Raw genomic sequence first — 19,147 nt, 5'->3', positions numbered from 1 at the left:
GGAGAACGCAATGGAAGGACATGCAAACCGGGCTTGGGACGCCGGATTCAAGCTTGACGGCAAGGTGGCCCTGGTGACCGGGGCCGCCGCCGGCATCGGCCTGGCCATCGCCGAGCGGCTGGCGGAACTGGGCGCGGCAGTGGCGCTGGCGGACATCAGCAGCGGCGTGAAGGAGCGCCTGCCGCAACTGGCCGGCGGCCCGCGGCGCCATCTGGCGATAGTCGCCGACCTTGGCGTCAGCGGCAACGCCGAGCAAGTGGTGCGTCAGACACACGGCTGGGGCAAGCGCCTGGACATCCTGATCAACAATGCCGGCATCGCGCTGCTGGACCGCGCCGACGATGTTAGCGAAGCGGCGTGGGACGCCACCATGACGCTCAATCTGAAGGCGCCGTTCTTCCTGGCCCAGGCCGCCGGCCGCTTGATGCGAGGGCAGGGTGGCGGCCGCATCGTCAGCATCGCCTCCCAAGCCAGCGTGGTGGCGCTGGAGCGCCACAGCGCCTACTGCGCCAGCAAGGCGGGCCTGGTGGCGCTGACTCGGGTGCTGGCGGCTGAGTGGGCGCCCTACGGCATTACCGTCAACGCCATTTCCCCCACCGTGGTGGCCACTGAGTTGGGCCGTCAGGCCTGGGCCGGCGTGGCGGGCGAGGACATGCGGCGACGGATACCGCTGGGCCGCTTTGTCCGTCCGGATGAGGTAGCCGCGCTGGCGGCCTACCTGGCCAGCGAGCACGCCGCAATGATCACCGGCGAGAACCTGTTAATAGATGGCGGCTACACCGTCTTATAGGAGCTACACCATGAACCGCATCCTCAATCATCCCGATCGCATGGTCGAAGACATGTTGGTCGGCTTCCTGGCCGCGCACGGCGACCGTGTCGCCGCCACCGCCAACCCGCGCGTGATCAAATCCATCTACGCCGGCGCGCCCGGCCGCGTCGGCATCGTCAGCGGCGGCGGCTCCGGTCACGAGCCGGCATTTCTCGGCTATCTGGGCCGCCACCTGCTGGACGCCGTGGCAGTCGGCGAAGTGTTCTCCTCGCCCAGCGCCAAGAGCTTTGCCGATGCTTTCGCCGCCGCCGACGGCGGCGAGGGCGTGGTCTGCCTATACGGTAATTACGCCGGCGACAATATGAATGTGAAAATGGCGATGCGCCTGGCCGAGCAGGCCGGCGTGCGAGTCGAGGCGGTGGTGGCCAACGACGACGTGCCCTCCGCCCCGGCTCAAGAGAGCGAGCGCCGCCGCGGCGTAGCCGGTGAAATCCTGATGTGGAAGGCCGCAGCGGCCCGCGCCGCGGCGGGCGGTAGCCTGGAACAGGTGGCGGACGCCGCGCGTCAGGCCATCGCCCATACCCGCAGCATGGGCATCGGCCTGTCCGCCTGCACCATCCCGGCGGCGGGCAAGGCCAATTTCCACATCGCCGATGGTCAGATGGAGGTGGGAATAGGGCACCATGGCGAGCCCGGCGTCCAGGTGCTGCCCACCGCCAGCGCCAGACAAATGGCGGAGCTGATGCTGGAAACCCTGCTTGCCGACCTGCCCTTGCAGCGGGGCGACCAAGTGGCCTTGCTCTTGTCCGGCATGGGCGCCACCCCGTTGATGGAGCAATACATTCTCTATGGCGAGCTGTTCGCCCAACTGCAGGCGCGCGGGATACAGGTGAACCGGCCGCTGGTGGGCAACTACTTCACCGCGCTGGAGATGATGGGCGCCAGCGTCACCCTGATGAAGTTGACGCCGGAATTGGCCGCCGGCTTGGACCACCCCTGCCAATCCCCAGCCTTGACGGTGGGAGCGCTGCCATGTTGAGCGTGGACGCGAGCCTGTCATGGTCCGCCACCATCCATATGGCGCCAGCGCTGATAGAAGCCATCCGCCGCCAGCGCGACCATCTCAGCGAGATCGACGGCGCGATTGGCGACGGTGACCACGGCGTCAATATGAACAAGGGCTTTGGCCTGTGCCGGCAAGCGCTGGACGCCTTGCCGGCCTTGCCGCCGCTGCCGCAGGCGCTGCGGCTGCTGGCTCGCGGCTTGATGGACGATATCGGCGGCTCGATGGGCCCGCTGTACGGCAGCCTGTTCCTGGCCATGGCGGACACGCTGGATTCGCGGCTCCGGCTGGATGCCGCCGGCTTCGGCGCGGCGCTGGCCGCCGGCACGGAGGCGGTGCTGGACATGGGCGGCGCGCGCGCCGGCGACAAAACCCTGGTTGACGTGTTGTTGCCGGCGCGGGATGCCTATCAGCAAGCGCTGGCCAGCGGGGAGGGGTGGCCGCAGTGTCTGCGGGCGATGCAAGCGGCGGCGGCGCAGGGCTTGGAGTCCACCCGGATGATGCAGGCCCGGTTGGGGCGCGCCGCCCGCCTGGGCCCGCGTTCCGTGGGGGTGCTGGACGCCGGGGCCGCGTCATGCGAATTACTGCTGCGCACCCTGGCGGAGACTGTGCTACGCGCCGTCAAGCCGTCTGCCGGCTGAAGGCGCGCCGCCGCGACGGATCAATCGACGGGGAGGGCTGGCGCGGGCTGCGGCTCGGCCTGAGCCAGCCGCTTGGCGATGAGTACCGCGTTTTCGGCGTTTACCCGCCCATAGCCGTAAAAACGGCTGTGGCCCTTGCCATCGTACTGGCCGCCTTCGCCATCGCCAGGGTGCGAAATCTTGTCGCAACTCTGCGCGATGATGTTGCGCACCTCCTGCCAACCCAAGGCCGGATGTGCCGCCAGGATCAAGGCCGCTACCCCCGCCGCGCCGGGGCAAGCGCTGGAAGTGCCGCCAAAATCATCGGTGTAATTGCCCCACTGGTCCCCGCTGTCGATGCTGCCAGAATTGTAGCCGGCCCCGCCGCTGCGATCCGATGTCCATATGCCGCGGCTGCGTGGCGGCCGGCCATCCGGCTCGGGCTCTGGCCGAATGCTCGGGTCCGGGTGCGGAATATCGGCGCTGGGAAAAGCGCACCAGACCGCATGGCCGTAATCGCTGTAGATGCTGCGTCGGCTGTACTCATTGCAAGCCGCCACCGCCGTCACCTTTTCATAGCTGGCGTAACCATCGTTATCCACGCTTTCATTGCCATTGCCGGCCGCAAAAAAGATTACGCAACCCTTGCCGCCCCGTCCTTGCTGGACGGCGTAATCCATCGCCAGCCGCGTACTTGCAGGCAAGGCCGCCACCTGGTGGTGCAGCGGGTCGGCCGGGTCGAACCAAACGCCGTCCCTAGGTCCCCAACTGCAACAAATGACGTCGGCGCCTTGATTGGCCGCCCATAAGAAAGAGAAGGCCTCTGCCATCGAGCCCAAATCGCTGGCCAGGCGGATCGGCATCAGCCGCGCCTTGGGGGCCACGCCGCTGGCGCCGTAGCGGCCGCTGGCGCAAGCCACGCCCGCCACCGCCGTGCCATGGTTGTCCCCCGCTTGCTTGGGCCGGGGGTCCGTGCTGGCGGCGGGATCGCTGACATCCGCCGGCGCCACGATTTTGCCAGGCACGGCAAACTCCGGGTGCTCGATATCCACGCCGTCGTCGATCACCGCGATCACAACGCCTTCCCCCTGACTCAGGCGATGCGCCGCCTCCACATTGGCGCTGGCGTCGATTTCCGCCTGATAACTGACCGTGGTTTTCTTCAGATGCCACTGATTCGGGTGAATGGCGCGCTGCTTGCGCTGGCGCAGCAGCTCAGGGTGGCAGTACTCCACCTCCTTGCGTCGCAGCAAATCCAGCGCGGTTTGAAACACCTGCGTGCCGCTGCCCTCTTGGGCCGCGGCAAAATAAGCGTTGGTGGCGTAAGCCGGCCGCTGCTTCACCGTGAGGCCGGCGGCGTGGAGGATGGCCAGGCAGCTTTGCTCATCCAGCGAATCAATAAACTTGATGAAAATATTCTCGGTGTAAATCACCGGCTCGCCAGTGAGCCGGTCAACCAGCGCGCTGCCGGCGAAACGCACCTCAGGCAAACCGCGCAAACTGGTTTTCCGCGTATTGACGGATTGCTGGCCCTGCGGCACCCGGTACACCTCCAAACCCGCATCCGGAAACTGCAATACCAATTCGCCACTGGCGATGCCGGCTGGCATTGTAGCGCTGAGCTTGGTGGAAATCGGCTGATTGTCTCGAGTGCGCACCGCAATTAAATCCTTGCTCTTTTCCAGAAAAAACGAGGGCTCGTTCTTTTTGCCAAATTTGACTTCCATGGGGAATCCTCCATTGGTGTTCAGCGAAAAACCAGGGCAAAACCAATTGCCGTCAATCCCATGCGTTTGACGACGCATTGCGTGTTATTGCTGCGGAAAATGCGTGGCAATCAAATGCGTAAATCATGACGGACACGGTTTGGAGTCTGGGTTTTCGATATTAATTTCCCCAATCTGCACATTAAAAACAAAGCGAGGACAAAATGCATACATAGCGATGCTATTGTGAGTGAGAAAAATCAGCAGTGAATATAGGGGGTGGGCAAATAGTGTGGGCTTTGAGATTTAATTTTACAATGACGAATCATATATTCTGTTGGGCGAATATTTCAATATAAACAATTTTGCGATGGCATTTTTTCGCCAGCCAAACCTGGCCAGCAACGGAGACGCCAAGGCTAGCCGCCACCGAAGGCGGGGCAATGAACATGGGCTGGGCGATTAACTGAAATGCACGGCATGGTGACGGAAAAAATCCATTTGACATTCATTTTGGGTGAATTATAAACAATGCTGTATGAGTAATTTGGACGCCGCCACATGTCAGCGCTGCGGTGTCAAAAGCGAGTCCACGAATGTTTGCGCGGTCTTGGCGGAAGCCTCCTTGCCGCCCTGCGGCTAGCGGCAAAGCCATCCGGCCTTCCCATTCACCACTAGGAGTTTCACCATGCGCCAAAACGCCCAGAAAGCCCCCCTTAACCGCTTGTCCATGGCCATCGCGCTGCTGATCGCCGCCGGCCTGCCCAGTCTGGCTCACGCCGTAGAATGTCGGGCCATCCCCAGCGTCAAGACCAGCGGTGTGTCCGCCAACAACAACGCCGCGGGCGGCCATCTCAACCAGCATATCTATGGAGCCACGCCGCCGGCCGGCACCAGCCAGGTGGGCAAGACTCTGTTCACCAGCGTGGAGGAGTACTCCGGCTTTTGGAACAACTACGTGGACCCCAAGAAATACACCGGCGTGGCCGTCCAGTGTTCCGGCAACCACGCCCGCCAGAGCGTCACCGTCTACAGCGTGCTGAAGAAAGACAAGATAGGCGGCTACAGCTGCACCGCGGCGGACGCGGCGGGCAAATGCACCGCGCAGACCCGCTCGCAATTCTCCAGCGTGCAGCTGGATTTTGAAGTGGTGCGGGGCAGTTGGGTCTTGCTGACCGCCTACCCGGTCAACCCCTGATCCTGCGTTAAGCCTCCTTGCCGTGTCACTGGCGCGCCTCGCGTCGGCGCGCTTTGGCTCAGGTCTGCTGCGAGGCGTTGTGAATGGCTCTGAAGGAGGATGGCGGCCTGGCCAGCTTAATTGCTTAATCGCGCCGGCCGGCCGCCGCCATGGCGGGGACAGCGGCGCTTGCCGCCGCGCCCCGTCCAATCGCCCAGGCAACCACAGCCGCGCCGGCGGCCAGCGCCAGGCCGAACAGCAGCAAGGCCATGGGCGCGCCCAGGCGGTCCAGCAGCAGGCCGGTAAAAATCACCGGCAGGCTGAAGCCGATATAAGCCAGTAGAAAGAAGCCAGCACTGGCGCGCGGCTTCTCCGTGCCAGCCAGCGCGTTCACCGCGGACAAACCGCCCAGATAAGTGAAGCCGTAGCAAGAGCTGCTCGCGCCCAGCGCGCCCAACAACACCGCCGCCAGCGAACCTTGGGTCGCGCCCCAGGCCAGCAGCGCGTAGCTGGGCGGCAGCACCAACATGCCCAGGCGGGCGGCGCGGCTGGGCGGCATCGCGCGAGCCAGCGGCTGGAACAACAGGCCGCAACTGATCACGGTGAAAGTGGAAAAACCGGACCAGCGCGCCAGCCCGTGCGCGGCCAGCACCGACGGCAATAAGGCGATCACCAGCCCCACCGCGGCCCAGGCCAGCAGGATGGCGCAGCCGAAAGGCAGGCTGCCGGCGGGGAAATAGGGCGGGCGCAGCATCGCCGTATGGCGGCCGCGCGGGGCCGGCTCCGGCAAGCCCGCCACCGCCAGCAGCGCCGCGCCGGCCAGCGCCAAGTGCAGCCAGAAGCTGGCCGGCGTCAGCGTGCTCTGCCACAGCAGGCACACACTGGTCAGCGCCGCGCCCAGGCCAAAGCCCAGCGAGGTGCTGGCCGTCACCCACAAGGTGGCGCGGCGGCCGTCCGGCTCCGCCATCAATTCCCCCATATAAGCGGCGCCGGCGGCGGAAGCCAGCGCGGTGCCGCTGCCCAGCAGAAAGCGCGCCACGGCCAAGGCCTCCAGCCGCGGCCACAGCGCCATGACGGCGGTGGCCAGCATCGCCAGCGTCAGCGCCGCCAGGATCAAGGGCTTGCGCCCTAGCCGGTCCGGCAGGCCGCCCAGCGCCAACAGCACCGGCAACACTCCCAGCACATAGGCGGAAAACGCGGTGGCGGTGGCCGCCGCGCCCTGGCCGGCCAGCTGCGCGTAAGCGGTGTACAGCGGCGCTTGCAGGTTCACCGCGCAAGTGATCAGGCACAGGCCGAAGGCCAGCCGGGCAGGGTGGCGGCGCGTGCTCATGCGGCCTCCGGGAATAACAGGGAGGCGGCGGAGCGAACAGTGGGGGTAAACAGTGGAACAGTCATAAGCTATGGCCTGGCGATGAGGAGAGCGCGGCGGGCCGCGCGGCACACCACTATCCGGCCGACCTATGACGACAACAAGTGACAGCGACAGTCATTTGCGCTTAACTGTTTGCTCGTTATTAGCAAACAGTGAGCCCGTCATGCGGCTAGAACTCGACCGCGCCAGCCGGCAGCCGCTGGCGCAGCAAATCGCCGATCAATTGCGCGCCTGGATACGGCGCAGCCGCGTCCGCCCCGGCACCCGGCTGCCCTCCATCCGCCAACTGGCCAAGGAGCAGCAGCTCAGCCAATCCTGCGTGATCGACGCCTACGACCGGCTGGTGGCGTTGGGCCTGCTGGAATCGCGCCACGGCGCCGGCTTCTTCGTGGCCGCGCCGCCGGGCCGCGAAGAAAGCGAATGGCGGGAAACCATGGAGCCGGCCTGGGGCCAGTTCAGCGACAGCGGCGAGCAGCTGAAGCTGGGTTGCGGCTGGGTGCCGGATAGCTGGCGCGACCAGGAAGAACTGGGCTACGCCATCCGCCACATCACCCGCTGCCAGCCGTCGGACCTGTTCGACTACAGTACCCCGCTGGGCCTGCCGGCCTTGCGCCGACAACTGCAGCAGCGGCTGCGCCAGATCGACATCCATGTGGAGCAGGAGCAAATCCTTACCACCAACGGCGGCAGCCACGCGCTGGACCTGTTGGCGCGCGCTGCTCAAGCCCGGCGACACCGTGCTGGTGGAAAGCCCCGGCTACTACAATCTGTTCAACCTGCTGAAATTCCACGGTATAGAAATGCTGGCGGTGCCGCGTGCCGGCAACGGGCCGGACCTGGCGGCGCTGGAAGCCATCCTCGCCCGGCATCGGCCCAAATGCCTGTTCATCAACAGCCTGTTCCACAACCCCACCGGCACCTGTGTGACGCCGGCGGTGGCGCACCGCCTGCTGCAACTGGCGGAGGCCCACGATTTTCTGATTGTGGAAGACGACATCTACGCGGATTTCCAGAACCACCCCGGCGTGCGCCTGGCGGCGCTGGATTCGCTGCGGCGGGTGATCTATCTGTCCAGCTTCTCCAAAACCCTCAGCTGCTCGTTGCGCGTCGGCTATGTGCTGGCCCAGCCGGAGCTGATCCGCCAGCTGGCTAATATCAAGATGTACACCGGCATCGGCACCCAGCGCTTTGCCGAATGCGTGGCGGCCCAGCTCTTGTCCAGCGGCGCTTACCGCAAGCTGACGCAAAGGCTGCGGCTGCGGCTGAACCGGCAAATGGCCGCCACGTTGCAAACGCTGGAAGCCAATGGTTGGCAGGTATTCGCCGAGCCGCAGGGCGGCATGTTTGTCTGGGCGCGCACCGGCCGCCACAGCTTTGAGGAGATGCAGGCGGAGGCCGCCAAGCGAGGAGTCTTGTTGTCGCCGGGCAGCGGCTTCATGCCCGGCGGCGAGGATAATGACTGGCTGCGGATCAATGTCGCTTATGCAGGGGATGCGCGAGCGCTGGGGTTTTTTGAGGCGGGGCGAGGATAGGAGTTTCATCATTTTAATGATGAGTTTGGAAAGCTATTTCGGCTTCCTAATCTAAGTGTCTAGTCAATTAATTGTGCCTTGATTGTCGAAGTTGGTTTGAGACAGCCTGCCTGTTAACCGATTCTGGCTAGGAGAAAAAATGCCAGATCGAGCTATCTTGCACCCTGTCATTTCGCGTGATTGACATTGTGAGGTACGAGTTATAATCCGCTCTAACATTACATGGTTATTCTGACTGATATGCATCTCCTGATGGCATTGCCTTTATATGGTTGTCGAATGTTTTTCAAGTACCGCCGCTTGAATTTCTGACATCTGTCCAATATAGATATCCGCGAACTCTGAGGGCAGGCGAAGAGCTTTTGTTAGATACGTGGTTGCCAAGATCACAAACTTTGATACGTATGGGTGCTCTTCAGTGATCTCATGTGACGTCTGCGTCTTGGTAGTGCCCATTAAATTTATGAAGGCCAATTCTCGTGCCATTATTGCAGCCGGAAGTGCTTGTAATGGTGCCTGTACAATTTCTCGAACTAAGTGTTCGAAGCGAGGTAAGTCTGGAAAGATACTGACTATATCATCTTCATCTGCGCCAATTGAAATGCGACGGATTTTCTGGGCCGCCTCTAAATTCTCGAATCCACCGTAAAGTACGGCCAACAGTGCCTCAGTATATTCTTCGTGAGATGTCGGGCGTAAGAGCAATAAAAACAAATCAACAGCCATCTCTGAGAGGGCATGCAGAAATAAGCAGAGCGCATCACCGAAAACGGCCTGATGTTCACGTTTGACGGGATCAAGCTCTGTTCGAATTCGACGGAGTTTAGCAACTAGCTTGCGGCATTGATCGCCCGAGCTCTTCGTCATCCAATATGTTGAGCGGCTAAATTCTAGATACTCTGCAAGGTTGGAATATTTCGATTTGATTTCAAGGAATGCCTCCCAAGCCTCAATGTTCGCGGCAGATGAGTCATTCGGTGCAATACTTGCATCTAACCCAGCTGCAAACGGTGCCATTTCAGATTCACGAAGTAATGTAACACCTAAATCTGATGCACTGATTCGATGATCTCTACTGATCATCACACGGTCGTTGAGCACTACGAAGCCGCGGGTGGACCGAGTCCGCGCAATGACGCCATGCAACCAGAATGCTCGGCTGATAGCAGACTCGCGAGCTCCGCTCTTGCAATCAAATACAAATTTGATATGTGCGCCCATTGGTGACTGTGCGACTGCAAGGACATCAATGTCAGTGAGTAGGTACTTGTTCCTATCAAGTTGTTGTGTTGGCTCGACATCGACCTCAAGCTGCGGCAACCAGCGTTTATTAATGGCCAAACGTAAAGCGCTTGCTTTTTGTGCTCTGTCTTTCAGCAATTAAAATCCCTCCAAGATGAGTTGTTCGATTTCGAACGTATGCTCATCCGACAATTTGACGGTACTCCGTTCACGCATCTGCTTTGAGCTGATCATGGACTCAATGTACTCTTGGGTACCAGTCATTGCAGTGACTGCCTCTTTGTCTACTTGGGTTGTGTCTTGAACACCTTGTATTAGGTCATAGGCTATGTTTAATGCCTCACGGTTTTCCGGTGTATCTATGATCTTTAGTTGGCGGAAACCATTTTTCTGCAACTCAAAACTCGCGATTCGCATGAAGACCAAGTTTTGATATTGCTCTGCGTAGTCTGAAGTCGGGCTTAATTGTAGTTCTGTCTTCAATTTGTAGAGCACAGCCCCTGGCGAACGAATCTTGTACTTGTTCGGTAACAACTGCCCCTGCCGTACCGATGAAACTATAGCGAGGGCTTTTTCGTAGAGATCACGTCGCAGTGGGGAGATGTTCATCGACTGGGGGGTCGGTGTGAAGATGAACTGGTTTTCCCCTGCGTGGGTCGTGATGACTGATGGAGGCTTGACGATGCCATCCTCCGCTAAACGCTTTAGTAGCATCACATCTTGGGCCGAGATCTTTTGACCATTGATCTCACCTGTGCGGACTATCAACGAAAGTGGCCAGCCTTGAGCTGTCTTTACAAGATCAAGGGTTCGTTTTACGCTCGTCGCACCGCTGTTAGCCACATGATCAGCAAAGACTTCTGCATTTTCGGAGAAGTAGGTTGGGTTGAGCAGGATCCTTTTGGCTCGTGCTCGGCGTGAAACTAGAAAGTTCGCCTTTTCCCCGATTTCGATACTGGAATCAAAAGCCTTTCTCTCCGCGCCAATCTTGCTGGCAAGAGCATCGACGTTTTGTGGCGAGCCTGCCAAGCTGTCCACGATTTCTAAGGTTAGCTGCTCAAATTCGTCAAACTCCGCGTTGTTCGTCGCGTACTCTCCGATTCCATCATACAATTCCTCGAAAAATGGGACGATAGGGAGAACGGATACGATTCGTTGTCCAACTTGGTTGATCTGCACAAACTCAACCTCTTCAAGCAACCGTACTATCCGATCGACTGAAAGTCTGGGAATGCCCAGCATCGTTGACGCTACGAGCTTCACTTTCTCATAGTCTAACAGGGGGAGTCCTCGGATATGCAGCGCCAGTTGAACTGCCATTCCGATTTCAGGTATACCTTCAAATCGTGGGACTTCCTTGTCGCGAATTGCTAATTGAATCTCGTGGCAGCGTGCTGCTGCGACCTTTCTATCCATTTTACTCTCCCTTTAATGCAGTACATGTATTTGATAGATGCTACTTATCCATATTGCAATTATGGCATAAGGATTTTTTGGTGGGTTAAAAGGTTGCTACAAGGCTACAAACTAGGTGTCCTTAAGTAGCAATGTGCAAGTAGGTCACACATTTGCATGGAAATTGAATTATTTGTTTGTTTTCAGGTGCTTATATGGTTGTTTTTAATGTGAGAGTAGCCATCTTTCAGATGACATACGAAGGGTTGCTTTGGCTGAGAAGCCGCCCCTTCTCCATCTGCGCGTAGCGCGTAGATAGTTCCGCAAATACACGATCCCAAAAACGGCCTCCAAAGCTTGACCCCCGTCCCTCTCTAAGCAACAATCCTTCCGTGCCGTTTCATCCCGGCACTGGGCCGTGAGAACCCATCGACTGCAGGCGAGGTGCTGTTTTCAGCACGTTTTCCAAACTTGCGTTGCGTCTGCCTAACCGGCAGCCGCTGGTTTTCACGCACTTCTAGCAAGAGGTTGCCCATGTCTGATTTCTCAAAACCCCGCCGTTCCCGCTACCGCTTCCCCTCCAGCGAAGCCAAAGACCTCCGTCTGCCCTTTGTCCGCCGCGTACCGGGCCGCACCTATCCGCATTACTGGCAGCCGGCGGAGCCTCAGGATTATTTCGAAGCCTGCGCCATTGGCCGCCAGTACGCCGCGCATATGGCGCAGTTGTTGAAGAACAACCGTCAGCATGCGGCGCGCGGACTGTTGTTCCGCATTGCCAGCGATATGGACTTTGCCGACAAGAGCTACCGCATTGGCCTGTGCAAGGGCTTCTTCAATTATCTGGAGATGCTGCTGAACCTGGCGGTGGAGCGTGTGGATCTGGCCCAGCATGTGGAGGCGGTGCAGCAGCTTTATCTGTGCCTGGAGCAGTTGGCGGAGGCGCAACAGCAGCGGCGGCGCAAGAAGCGCGGACGAGGCCGCTAGCGCGGGAGGTTCGCCCATGAAAAACGGCCCTTAGGGGCCGTTTCTGTTTCACTATCGTAAGTGATTTAGAACGCGAAGTGCTCGTCCTGCAATTCCATCAAGGGCTTGGCGCCGGCCTTGAGCTTGGCCAGCAGGCTGTGCACTTCCGGGAACAGCTTGCTCATATAGAAGCGGCCGGTCAGGATCTTGGCCTGGTAGAAGCCGTCTTCGCCGCCGCCCAGCTTGGAATGAGCCACTTCCGCCATTTGCGCCCACAGCCAGGCGTAGCTGAGGTGGCCGATCAGGCGCAGGTAGTCGGTGGCGGCCGCGCCGGCTTCGTCGCGGTTCTGCATGCCGGCCATACCGATGCCCATGGTCACTTCGCCCACGTCTTTCAGCAGCTTGGACAGCGGGGCCACGTAGTCGGCCAGCTTGTCGTTGCCTTCATTGGCCTGACAGAACTTGTGGATCTGCTTGGTGAACTTGCGCAGCTTCTGGCCCTGGTCCATCAGCACTTTGCGGCCCAAGAGGTCGATGGCCTGGATGCCGTTGGTGCCTTCGTAGATCTGGGAGATGCGGCAGTCGCGCACCAGTTGTTCCATGCCCCATTCGCGGATGTAGCCGTGGCCGCCGAACACTTGCATGCCCAGGTTGGCGGCTTCGTAGCCGTTGTCGGTCATGAAGGCTTTGGCCACCGGGGTGAGCAGGGCCACGAGGTCGGCGGCGTCCTGGCGGGCGTCGGCGTCCGGGTGTTTGTCTTCTATGTCCAGTTGCAGCGCCAGCAAGCTGGTCAGCGCGCGGCCGGCTTCGGTGTAGGCTTTCTGGGTCAGCAGCATGCGGCGCACGTCCGGGTGGACGATGATGGGGTCCGCCGGCTTGTCCGGGCATTTGTCGCCGGAGAGCGAGCGCATTTGCAGGCGTTCGCGCGCATAGGCCAGCGCGCCCTGGAAGGAGGCTTCGCCTATGCCCAGGCCTTGCATGCCGCAGCCCAGGCGGGCGGCGTTCATCATGGTGAACATGCAGGACAGGCCTTTGTTGACTTCGCCAATCAGATAGCCCTTGGCGCCGTCCAGGTTGATCACCGCGGTGGCGTTGGCCTTGATGCCCATCTTGTGTTCCAGGCTGCCGCAGGCCACGGGGTTGCGGCTGCCGTCGTCATGAAACTTGGGCACGATGAACAGGGAGATGCCTTTCACGTCCTTGGGCGAGTCCGGCAGGCGGGCCAGCACCAGGTGGATGATGTTGTCGGACATATCATGTTCACCGGCGGAGATGAAAATCTTGGTGCCGGTAATGCTGTAGCTGCCGTCGCCGTTGGGTTCGGCGCGGGTTTTGAGCAGGCCCAGGTCAGTGCCGCAGTGCGGTTCGGTCAGGCACATGGTGCCGGTCCAGCTGCCGTCCACCAGTTTGGGCAGGTAGGCTGCTTTTTGCGCTTCGGTTCCGTGGGCATGAATGGCAGAATACGCGCCGTGAGACAGGCCGGGGTACATGGACCAGGCCACGTTGCTGGAGCACTGCATTTCCATGATGGGGAAGCTCAGCGCCTTGGGCATGCCCTGGCCGCCGTAGGCCGGGTCGCAGTCCAGCGTGGGGAAGCCCAGTTCACAGTATTGCTGGTAGGCTTCCTTGAAGCCGGGCGGGGTGGTGACGGATTTGGTGGAGCTGTCGTAGTGACAGCCTTCTTCGTCGCCCTGGCGGTTCAGGGGCGCCAGTTCGCTTTCACAGAACTGGGCGGCGGCTTCCAGGTAGGAGCGGAAGATGTCCTGGGTGGCTTCTTCGTAGCCGGGCAGGGTGGGGATGATGTCCTGTACCTTGATCAGCTCGTGGAGCACGAAATCGAAATCCCGCAGCGGGGCTTGGTATGCAGGCATGGGTCTCTCCGGTTGGTTTTGCGCGGCCTGGTCTATCCGGCCAGGTCTGTCGTGCGTTGGGTGCGCTCTGCGCTTGGGCGGCAACAATTCAAACGCTTGTTTAAATTATCGACGTGGCTTTGACAAGCTTTTCGCGTTTTCCCCGTCGCCGAGTGTGGTTTAACGGCAACGAGCGCGCACAAGGATCAAAAAATTCCAGATGACTTGGTTTAGACGCAAGGTACGCAAATGGGTTGCCTACCGGCACCATTGGTTTCAAAAGCCGGGCCTGCGCCGGCTGGCGCCTTACCTGGACCGGCCGGCGTATTGGTCGCTGAACCGCCGCAAGGTGGCGATGGGGGTGGGGGTGGGTTTGTTCGCCGGCCTGATGCCCGGCCCCACGCAGAAGGTGACGGCGGTGGCGCTGGCTTTGCTGATGCGGGTGAATCTGCCGGTGGCGGTGTTGTTCACGCTGTACACTAACCCTTTGACCGTATTGCCGCTGTACTTTCTGGCTTATGCTTATGGCAAGCTTTTACTGGGCAATCCGGCTGCGGGTACAATGACGCCGCCGCCCAATTGGGGCCGGATGAGCTTGCCGGATTGGTGGCACGCCTGCCTGAATTGGCTGGCGGAGCTGGGCTGGCCTTTGCTGGTGGGGTTGCCGGCGCTGGGCCTGACCTTTGCCGTGATCGGCTACGCGTTGACGCGGCTGCTGTGGCGCTGGGCGGTGATCAGCGCCTGGAAAAGCAGGCATTGCAGAACACTTTAAGGGGTGATTGTGGATCTGGTTGAAAAGCAGTTGTCGTCGGAGCTGGTGTATCAGGGCGGTTTTCTCAAGGTTCATAAAGACGAGGTGGCGCTGCCGGACGGAGCGGCGTCCACGCGCGAGTACATTCTGCACCCCGGCGCGGTGGCGGTGCTGGCGCTGACGCCGGACGGCAAGCTGGTGCTGGAGCGCCAGTACCGTTACCCGGCCGGCCGCGAGTTTGTGGAGATTCCGGCCGGCAAGATAGATCCGGACGAGGTCCCGGCGGCCACGGCAAGACGGGAGCTCTTGGAGGAAACCGGCTACGCGGCGGAGCGCTGGACGTATCTGGGCACCGCTTATCCGTGCATTGGCTATTCCAACGAGCGCATCAGCTATTACCTGGCGGAAGGGCTGAGCCAGCAGGGCAGCCGGCTGGACGAGGGCGAATTCCTGGAGGTGCTGACGGTGCCGGTGGCCCAGGCGATGGAGATGACGCTGAGCGGGCAGATATGCGACAGCAAGTCCATCGTGGGGCTGCACTGGCTGGCGGCGCATCAGGCCGGGAGGATGCCGGGTGTCGCCGTTTGATCCTTACCGGGATCGACGGCGCGGGCGCCGCATCAGCATGGGCTGCAAGGCCCGCATCCGTTCTTTGATCAGCGGCGAAACCCATTACGGCGAGTGCGTGGATCTGTCGGTGGACGGCATGGCCTTGCGCTCGTCCTTTGTGCCGCAGTTTGGCGAGCGTCTGTCCGTGATCGTGTTGGCCCCGGGCGTGGGCGGCATGCCGGGCAAGCCCTTGGAGGCGGTGGTGGAGGTGAAGCGCTGCAACGAGGTGCAGCGCGGTCGCATCTATGAAATCGGCGTGCGCATCGTGCAGCGCAAAGGCTGATCGCCGCCGTCCGCGCCGGCGCGGCGCATGCTTTATATTCCCTTCTTTTTATTTGTCCGGCGGCTTGGTCTAAATCTTCCGATGGCCGCGCAAGAAACGTTTGATTATCAAGGCCTTTTTTTTGGGCCGATTTCCGTTTACTCCCGCTTACACGCCGCTCGTCTCCCGTTACAAAAAAAAGCTGGCGGAATTCACCATCCATTTCAAATACTTGTATTGAATCTGGCTCACGATCTCATATTTTGTGTGCAGGCGCGGTTTTGCCCTGCCAAGCTGTGCGTTATGCTATACCCAGAAAAAGAAAGCCGGAAACAATGTGAATACTCTAATTCAGCAAGGGGAGCAGCGGATGCCGCGTGCATGTCGTTTGCGCCTCTGCTACCTGCCAGGAGAGAGCCATGCACCCGGATATCTTCAGTCACTACGCTGCTCGTTACGACAAGACTCGTGAGGAGGAGTACACCATCCAGGAGTACCTGGAGCTCTGCAAGAAAGACCCCGGCGCTTACGCCACCGCCGCAGAGCGCATGCTGGCCGCCATAGGCGAGCCGGAACTGGTGGACACTCGGCACGATTCGCGTCTGTCCCGCATCTTTTCCAACAAAGTCATCAAGGTCTATCCCGCGTTCCGTGACTTCTACGGCACCGAGGAGGTGATCGAACAGGTGGTGTCCTACTTCCGCCACGCCGCGCAAGGCCTGGAAGAGAAGAAGCAGATCCTCTATTTGCTGGGCCCTGTGGGCGGCGGCAAATCGTCCATCGCCGAGAAGCTGAAAGAGCTGATGGAGCTGGTGCCGTTCTATTGCCTGAAAGGCAGCCCGGTCAACGAGTCTCCGCTGGCGCTGTTCAACTACGACGAAGACGGGGCGCTGCTGGAAGAGGAATACGGCATCCCGCGCCGTTATCTGAAGAGCATCCCCAGCCCGTGGGCGGTGAAGCGGCTGCATGAGTTCAACGGCGACATCGGCCAGTTCCGCGTGGTCAAACGCTATCCGTCGGTGCTCAAGCAGATCGCGGTGGCCAAGACCGAGCCGGGCGACGAGAACAACCAGGATATTTCGTCCCTGGTGGGCAAGGTGGATATCCGCAAGCTGGAGAAATACGCGCAGGACGATCCGGACGCTTACAGCTACTCCGGCGGCTTGTGCCTGGCCAACCAGGGTTTGCTGGAATTCGTGGAGATGTTCAAGGCGCCGATCAAGGTCTTGCACCCGCTGCTGACTGCCACCCAGGAGGGCAACTTCAAGGGGACCGAGGGCTTTGGCGCGATTCCGTTTGAAGGCGTGATCCTGGCCCACTCCAACGAATCCGAGTGGAAGCAGTTCCGCAACAACAAGAACAACGAGGCCTTCTTGGATCGTATCTACATCGTCAAGGTGCCGTATTGCCTGCGCGTGTCGGACGAGATCAAGATCTACGACAAGCTGATCCGCAATTCTTCGCTGGGCCGCGCGCCGTGCGCGCCGGGCACGCTGAAGATGATGTCGCAGTTCGCGGTGTTGTCGCGGCTGAAAGAGCCGGAAAACTCCAGCCTGTTCAGCAAGATGCAGGTGTACGACGGGGACAATCTGAAGGATACGGATCCCAAGGCCAAATCCATCCAGGAATACCGCGATTACGCGGGGGTGGACGAGGGCATGAGCGGCTTGTCCACGCGCTTCGCCTACAAGATTCTGTCCAAGGTGTTCAACTTCGATCACAGCGAAGTGGCCGCCAACCCGGTGCATCTCTTGTACGTGATTGAGCAGCAGGTGGAGCGCGAGCAGTTTCCGGCGGAAATCGAACAGAAGTATCTGACCTTCCTGAAGGAGTACCTGGCGCCCAAGTATGTGGAGTTCATTGGCAAGGAGATTCAAACCGCTTATCTGGAAAGCTACTCCGAGTACGGCCAGAACATCTTCGACCGCTACGTCAGCTTCGCGGACTTCTGGATTCAGGATCAGGAGTACCGCGATCAGGACACCGGCGAGATCTTCGACCGAACCTCCTTGAACGCGGAGCTGGAGAAGATAGAGAAACCGGCCGGGATTTCCAACCCCAAAGACTTCCGCAACGAGATCGTCAACTTCGTGTTGCGGGCGCGGGCCAACAACGGCGGCAAGAATCCCACCTGGACCAGCTACGAGAAGCTGCGCACGGTCATAGAGAAGAAGATGTTCTCCAACACCGAGGAGCTGCTGCCGGTGATCTCCTTCAACGCCAAGGCCAGCGCCGAGGATGCGAAGAAGCACGAGGACTTCGTCAACCGCATGGTGGAGAAAGGCTACACCGCCAAGCAAGTGCGTCTGTTGTGCGAATGGTATCTGCGAGTGCGCAAGTCCTCGTAAGCCATCGCTGATCCGGCGCCGCCTGGGGCGGCGCCGGAAATCGCCCAAGCGGCCGCTGTCGCCGCCGGGCGGTGAATAATATAACAACAGCAAGCCAGGCGATGGCCGCCAGCGCGCGGCCGCCGCCGGCACAGGCAAAGCGAGGTGCTTATGTCCCACATCATCGATCGGCGCCTCAACGGCAAGAACAAGTCCGCGGTCAACCGCGAACGGTTTCTGCGCCGTTTCAAGGCCCAAATCAAGGAAGCCGTCGCCAAGGCGGTCAAGGGGCGCAGCATTACCGATATCGAGAGCGGGGAGAAGGTCTCGATTCCGGTAAAGGATATTTCCGAACCCGTGTTTCATCACGGCAAGGGTGGCATGACGGAAAACGTGCACCCGGGCAATGAGGAGTTCGTCAAAGGCGACCGCTTGCCGCGGCCGCAAGGCGGCGGGGGAGGCGGCGGCAGCAAGGCCAGCCAGGACGGCGAGGGCGAGGACGATTTCGTATTCCAGCTGTCGCGCGAAGAGTTCATGAACGTGTTCTTCGACGACTTGGCGCTGCCCAATCTGATCAAGACCCAGCTGATGGGCATTGAGGAGATGAAGACGGTGCGCGCTGGTTACACCAACGACGGCACGCCGGCCAACATCAATATCGTGCGTTCGCTGCGCGGCGCGCTGGCGCGGCGGGTGGCGATGGCCGCGCCGACGATGGCCACGCTGGGCGACGCGGAGGAGGAACTCGACACCCTGATGGAGGATGACGAGGACAACACCCTGGAAATCCGCGAAAAACGGCAAAGCATCCACCGGCTGCGCGAGCGCATCGCCAGCATTCCGTGGATAGACCCGTTCGACCTGCGCTACAACAACCGAGTCAAGCAGCCCAAGCCCACCAGCCAGGCGGTGATGTTCTGCATCATGGACGTGTCCGGCTCCATGGACGAGCAGAAGAAGGATATGGCCAAGCGCTTCTTCATCCTGCTTTACCTGTTCCTGCAGCGCAATTACGAAAAGATCGAGGTGGTGTTCATTCGCCATCACACCAGTGCGGTGGAGGTGAGCGAGGAGGACTTCTTCCACTCGCGCGAATCCGGCGGCACCGTGGTGTCCTCGGCGCTCAACCTGATGGCGGAGATCGTCAAGAAGCGCTACGCCGGCAGCGAGTGGAATATCTACGCCGCTCAGGCGTCCGACGGCGATAACTGGGACAGCGATTCCGCCAACTGCGGCCGCATCATGGAGGAAGACCTGCTGCCTTACTGCCAGTACTTCGCCTATATCGAGATTACCGAAGGAGAGCCGCAAAATCTCTGGTACGAATACTTGAAGGTGCAGGAACGCAACCGCCAGTTCGCGATGCAGAAAATTCGTTCGGCTTCCGACATCTACCCGGTATTCCGGGAACTGTTCAAGCGTCAGCCGGCCAATGGCCGCGCCGCCACCGCCTGAGAACGTGTTTATGATCTCGCGAGACAAGGCGGAAACGAGCGAAAAAGCGGA

16 protein-coding genes and 1 pseudogene are annotated in these 19,147 nt (G+C 60.4%); 12 read left to right on the top strand and 5 right to left on the bottom strand.

The features are described 5' to 3' along the window. Positions 1 to 10 precede the first annotated feature (10 nt). From B0T39_RS08680 to dhaL, 3 genes are read left to right on the top strand one after another with little or no spacing between them, the layout of a single operon-like run. Entirely contained in the window at positions 11 to 790 is a 780-nt protein-coding gene (locus B0T39_RS08680; RefSeq protein ID WP_081545743.1) for a GolD/DthD family dehydrogenase, read from the top strand. A gap of 10 nt (positions 791 to 800) precedes the next feature. Further along, a complete protein-coding gene (locus B0T39_RS08675) occupies positions 801 to 1,811 on the top strand; it encodes a dihydroxyacetone kinase subunit DhaK (RefSeq protein ID WP_081545741.1) in 1,011 nt (336 codons plus the stop codon). Continuing rightward, positions 1,805 to 2,476 (top strand): dihydroxyacetone kinase subunit DhaL, encoded by a 672-nt coding sequence (gene dhaL / locus B0T39_RS08670; RefSeq protein ID WP_081545738.1) that lies wholly within the window; start codon positions 1,805 to 1,807, stop codon positions 2,474 to 2,476. The genes B0T39_RS08675 and dhaL overlap by 7 nt, the downstream gene beginning before the upstream one ends. A 20-nt stretch (positions 2,477 to 2,496) precedes the next feature. Here the strand turns inward: dhaL and B0T39_RS08665 are convergent, their stop codons facing one another. After that, complete coding sequence (locus B0T39_RS08665) at positions 2,497 to 4,182, bottom strand: S8 family peptidase (RefSeq protein ID WP_081545736.1); 1,686 nt, start codon at positions 4,180 to 4,182, stop codon at positions 2,497 to 2,499. Positions 4,183 to 4,849: 667 nt separating this feature from the next. On the opposite strand from B0T39_RS08665, the gene B0T39_RS08660 reads away from it, so the two are divergent. After that, positions 4,850 to 5,359, top strand: a complete 510-nt coding sequence (locus B0T39_RS08660; protein ID WP_081545734.1) for a hypothetical protein — start codon at positions 4,850 to 4,852, stop codon at positions 5,357 to 5,359. A 124-nt stretch (positions 5,360 to 5,483) separates the two neighbouring features. On the opposite strand, the gene B0T39_RS08655 is transcribed toward B0T39_RS08660, so the two are convergent. Next, positions 5,484 to 6,668 carry an MFS transporter gene (locus tag B0T39_RS08655; RefSeq protein ID WP_081545732.1) on the bottom strand — a complete coding sequence of 395 codons (1,185 nt, stop codon included), beginning with the start codon at positions 6,666 to 6,668 and terminating at the stop codon, positions 5,484 to 5,486. 130 nt (positions 6,669 to 6,798) lie between these two features. Here B0T39_RS08655 and B0T39_RS26460 point away from each other — a divergent pair. Together B0T39_RS26460 and B0T39_RS25805 are read left to right on the top strand one after the other, a co-directional pair. Further along, a pseudogene (locus B0T39_RS26460) lies at positions 6,799 to 7,041 on the top strand (GntR family transcriptional regulator); the annotation flags it as partial. Between the two features lie 319 nt (positions 7,042 to 7,360). After that, the gene (locus tag B0T39_RS25805; RefSeq protein ID WP_217806212.1) at positions 7,361 to 8,242 is read left to right on the top strand and encodes a PLP-dependent aminotransferase family protein; all 882 of its coding nucleotides are present in this window, start codon (positions 7,361 to 7,363) and stop codon (positions 8,240 to 8,242) included. 264 nt (positions 8,243 to 8,506) lie between these two features. Here the strand turns inward: B0T39_RS25805 and B0T39_RS24940 are convergent, their stop codons facing one another. Beyond that, complete coding sequence (locus tag B0T39_RS24940) at positions 8,507 to 9,622, bottom strand: hypothetical protein (protein ID WP_141111141.1); 1,116 nt, start codon at positions 9,620 to 9,622, stop codon at positions 8,507 to 8,509. Beyond that, on the bottom strand, positions 9,623 to 10,900 hold the full coding sequence (locus B0T39_RS08640) for a hypothetical protein (protein WP_141111140.1): 1,278 nt from the start codon (positions 10,898 to 10,900) through the stop codon (positions 9,623 to 9,625). Between the two features lie 513 nt (positions 10,901 to 11,413). Between B0T39_RS08640 and B0T39_RS25600 the strand changes: the two genes are divergently transcribed. After that, on the top strand, positions 11,414 to 11,863 hold the full coding sequence (locus B0T39_RS25600; RefSeq protein WP_081545726.1) for a hypothetical protein: 450 nt from the start codon (positions 11,414 to 11,416) through the stop codon (positions 11,861 to 11,863). A 65-nt stretch (positions 11,864 to 11,928) separates the two neighbouring features. On the opposite strand, the gene B0T39_RS08630 is transcribed toward B0T39_RS25600, so the two are convergent. After that, the gene (locus tag B0T39_RS08630; protein ID WP_081545724.1) at positions 11,929 to 13,713 is read right to left on the bottom strand and encodes an acyl-CoA dehydrogenase C-terminal domain-containing protein; all 1,785 of its coding nucleotides are present in this window, start codon (positions 13,711 to 13,713) and stop codon (positions 11,929 to 11,931) included. A 199-nt stretch (positions 13,714 to 13,912) separates the two neighbouring features. On the opposite strand from B0T39_RS08630, the gene B0T39_RS08625 reads away from it, so the two are divergent. The 5 genes from B0T39_RS08625 (at position 13,913) to B0T39_RS08605 (ending at position 19,096) form a co-directional block, all read left to right on the top strand. Then, entirely contained in the window at positions 13,913 to 14,464 is a 552-nt protein-coding gene (locus B0T39_RS08625; protein ID WP_081545722.1) for a DUF2062 domain-containing protein, read from the top strand. Positions 14,465 to 14,473: 9 nt separating this feature from the next. Continuing rightward, on the top strand, positions 14,474 to 15,031 hold the full coding sequence (locus B0T39_RS08620; protein WP_081545910.1) for an NUDIX domain-containing protein: 558 nt from the start codon (positions 14,474 to 14,476) through the stop codon (positions 15,029 to 15,031). Beyond that, positions 15,018 to 15,335, top strand: coding sequence for a PilZ domain-containing protein (locus tag B0T39_RS08615; RefSeq protein WP_081545720.1), 318 nt, complete (start codon positions 15,018 to 15,020; stop codon positions 15,333 to 15,335). Before B0T39_RS08620 ends, B0T39_RS08615 begins: the two co-directional genes overlap by 14 nt. A 398-nt stretch (positions 15,336 to 15,733) precedes the next feature. Continuing rightward, entirely contained in the window at positions 15,734 to 17,662 is a 1,929-nt protein-coding gene (locus B0T39_RS08610; RefSeq protein WP_081545718.1) for a PrkA family serine protein kinase, read from the top strand. Between the two features lie 150 nt (positions 17,663 to 17,812). Continuing rightward, a complete protein-coding gene (locus tag B0T39_RS08605; protein WP_019100827.1) occupies positions 17,813 to 19,096 on the top strand; it encodes a YeaH/YhbH family protein in 1,284 nt (427 codons plus the stop codon). Positions 19,097 to 19,147: the final 51 nt, after the last annotated feature.

It is taken from the genome of Chromobacterium haemolyticum (assembly GCF_002081825.1).
GTDB lineage: Bacteria > Pseudomonadota > Gammaproteobacteria > Burkholderiales > Chromobacteriaceae > Chromobacterium > Chromobacterium fluminis.
Note: the sequence above shows the minus strand (reverse complement) of the source record. Positions and strands in the feature narration are given on the sequence as shown.

Excerpts from the sequence above, each read along its gene's own strand:
- B0T39_RS08680 (WP_081545743.1), top strand. The coding sequence starts at position 11 with ATGGAAGGACATGCAAACCGGGCTTGGGACGCCGGATTCAAGCTTGAC.
- B0T39_RS08675 (WP_081545741.1), top strand. The coding sequence starts at position 801 with ATGAACCGCATCCTCAATCATCCCGATCGCATGGTCGAAGACATGTTG.
- dhaL (WP_081545738.1), top strand. The coding sequence starts at position 1,805 with ATGTTGAGCGTGGACGCGAGCCTGTCATGGTCCGCCACCATCCATATG.
- B0T39_RS08665 (WP_081545736.1), bottom strand. The coding sequence starts at position 4,182 with ATGGAAGTCAAATTTGGCAAAAAGAACGAGCCCTCGTTTTTTCTGGAA.
- B0T39_RS08660 (WP_081545734.1), top strand. The coding sequence starts at position 4,850 with ATGCGCCAAAACGCCCAGAAAGCCCCCCTTAACCGCTTGTCCATGGCC.
- B0T39_RS08655 (WP_081545732.1), bottom strand. The coding sequence starts at position 6,668 with ATGAGCACGCGCCGCCACCCTGCCCGGCTGGCCTTCGGCCTGTGCCTG.
- B0T39_RS25805 (WP_217806212.1), top strand. The coding sequence starts at position 7,361 with ATGTGGAGCAGGAGCAAATCCTTACCACCAACGGCGGCAGCCACGCGC.
- B0T39_RS08640 (WP_141111140.1), bottom strand. The coding sequence starts at position 10,900 with ATGGATAGAAAGGTCGCAGCAGCACGCTGCCACGAGATTCAATTAGCA.
- B0T39_RS25600 (WP_081545726.1), top strand. The coding sequence starts at position 11,414 with ATGTCTGATTTCTCAAAACCCCGCCGTTCCCGCTACCGCTTCCCCTCC.
- B0T39_RS08630 (WP_081545724.1), bottom strand. The coding sequence starts at position 13,713 with ATGCCTGCATACCAAGCCCCGCTGCGGGATTTCGATTTCGTGCTCCAC.
- B0T39_RS08625 (WP_081545722.1), top strand. The coding sequence starts at position 13,913 with ATGACTTGGTTTAGACGCAAGGTACGCAAATGGGTTGCCTACCGGCAC.
- B0T39_RS08610 (WP_081545718.1), top strand. The coding sequence starts at position 15,734 with ATGCACCCGGATATCTTCAGTCACTACGCTGCTCGTTACGACAAGACT.
- B0T39_RS08605 (WP_019100827.1), top strand. The coding sequence starts at position 17,813 with ATGTCCCACATCATCGATCGGCGCCTCAACGGCAAGAACAAGTCCGCG.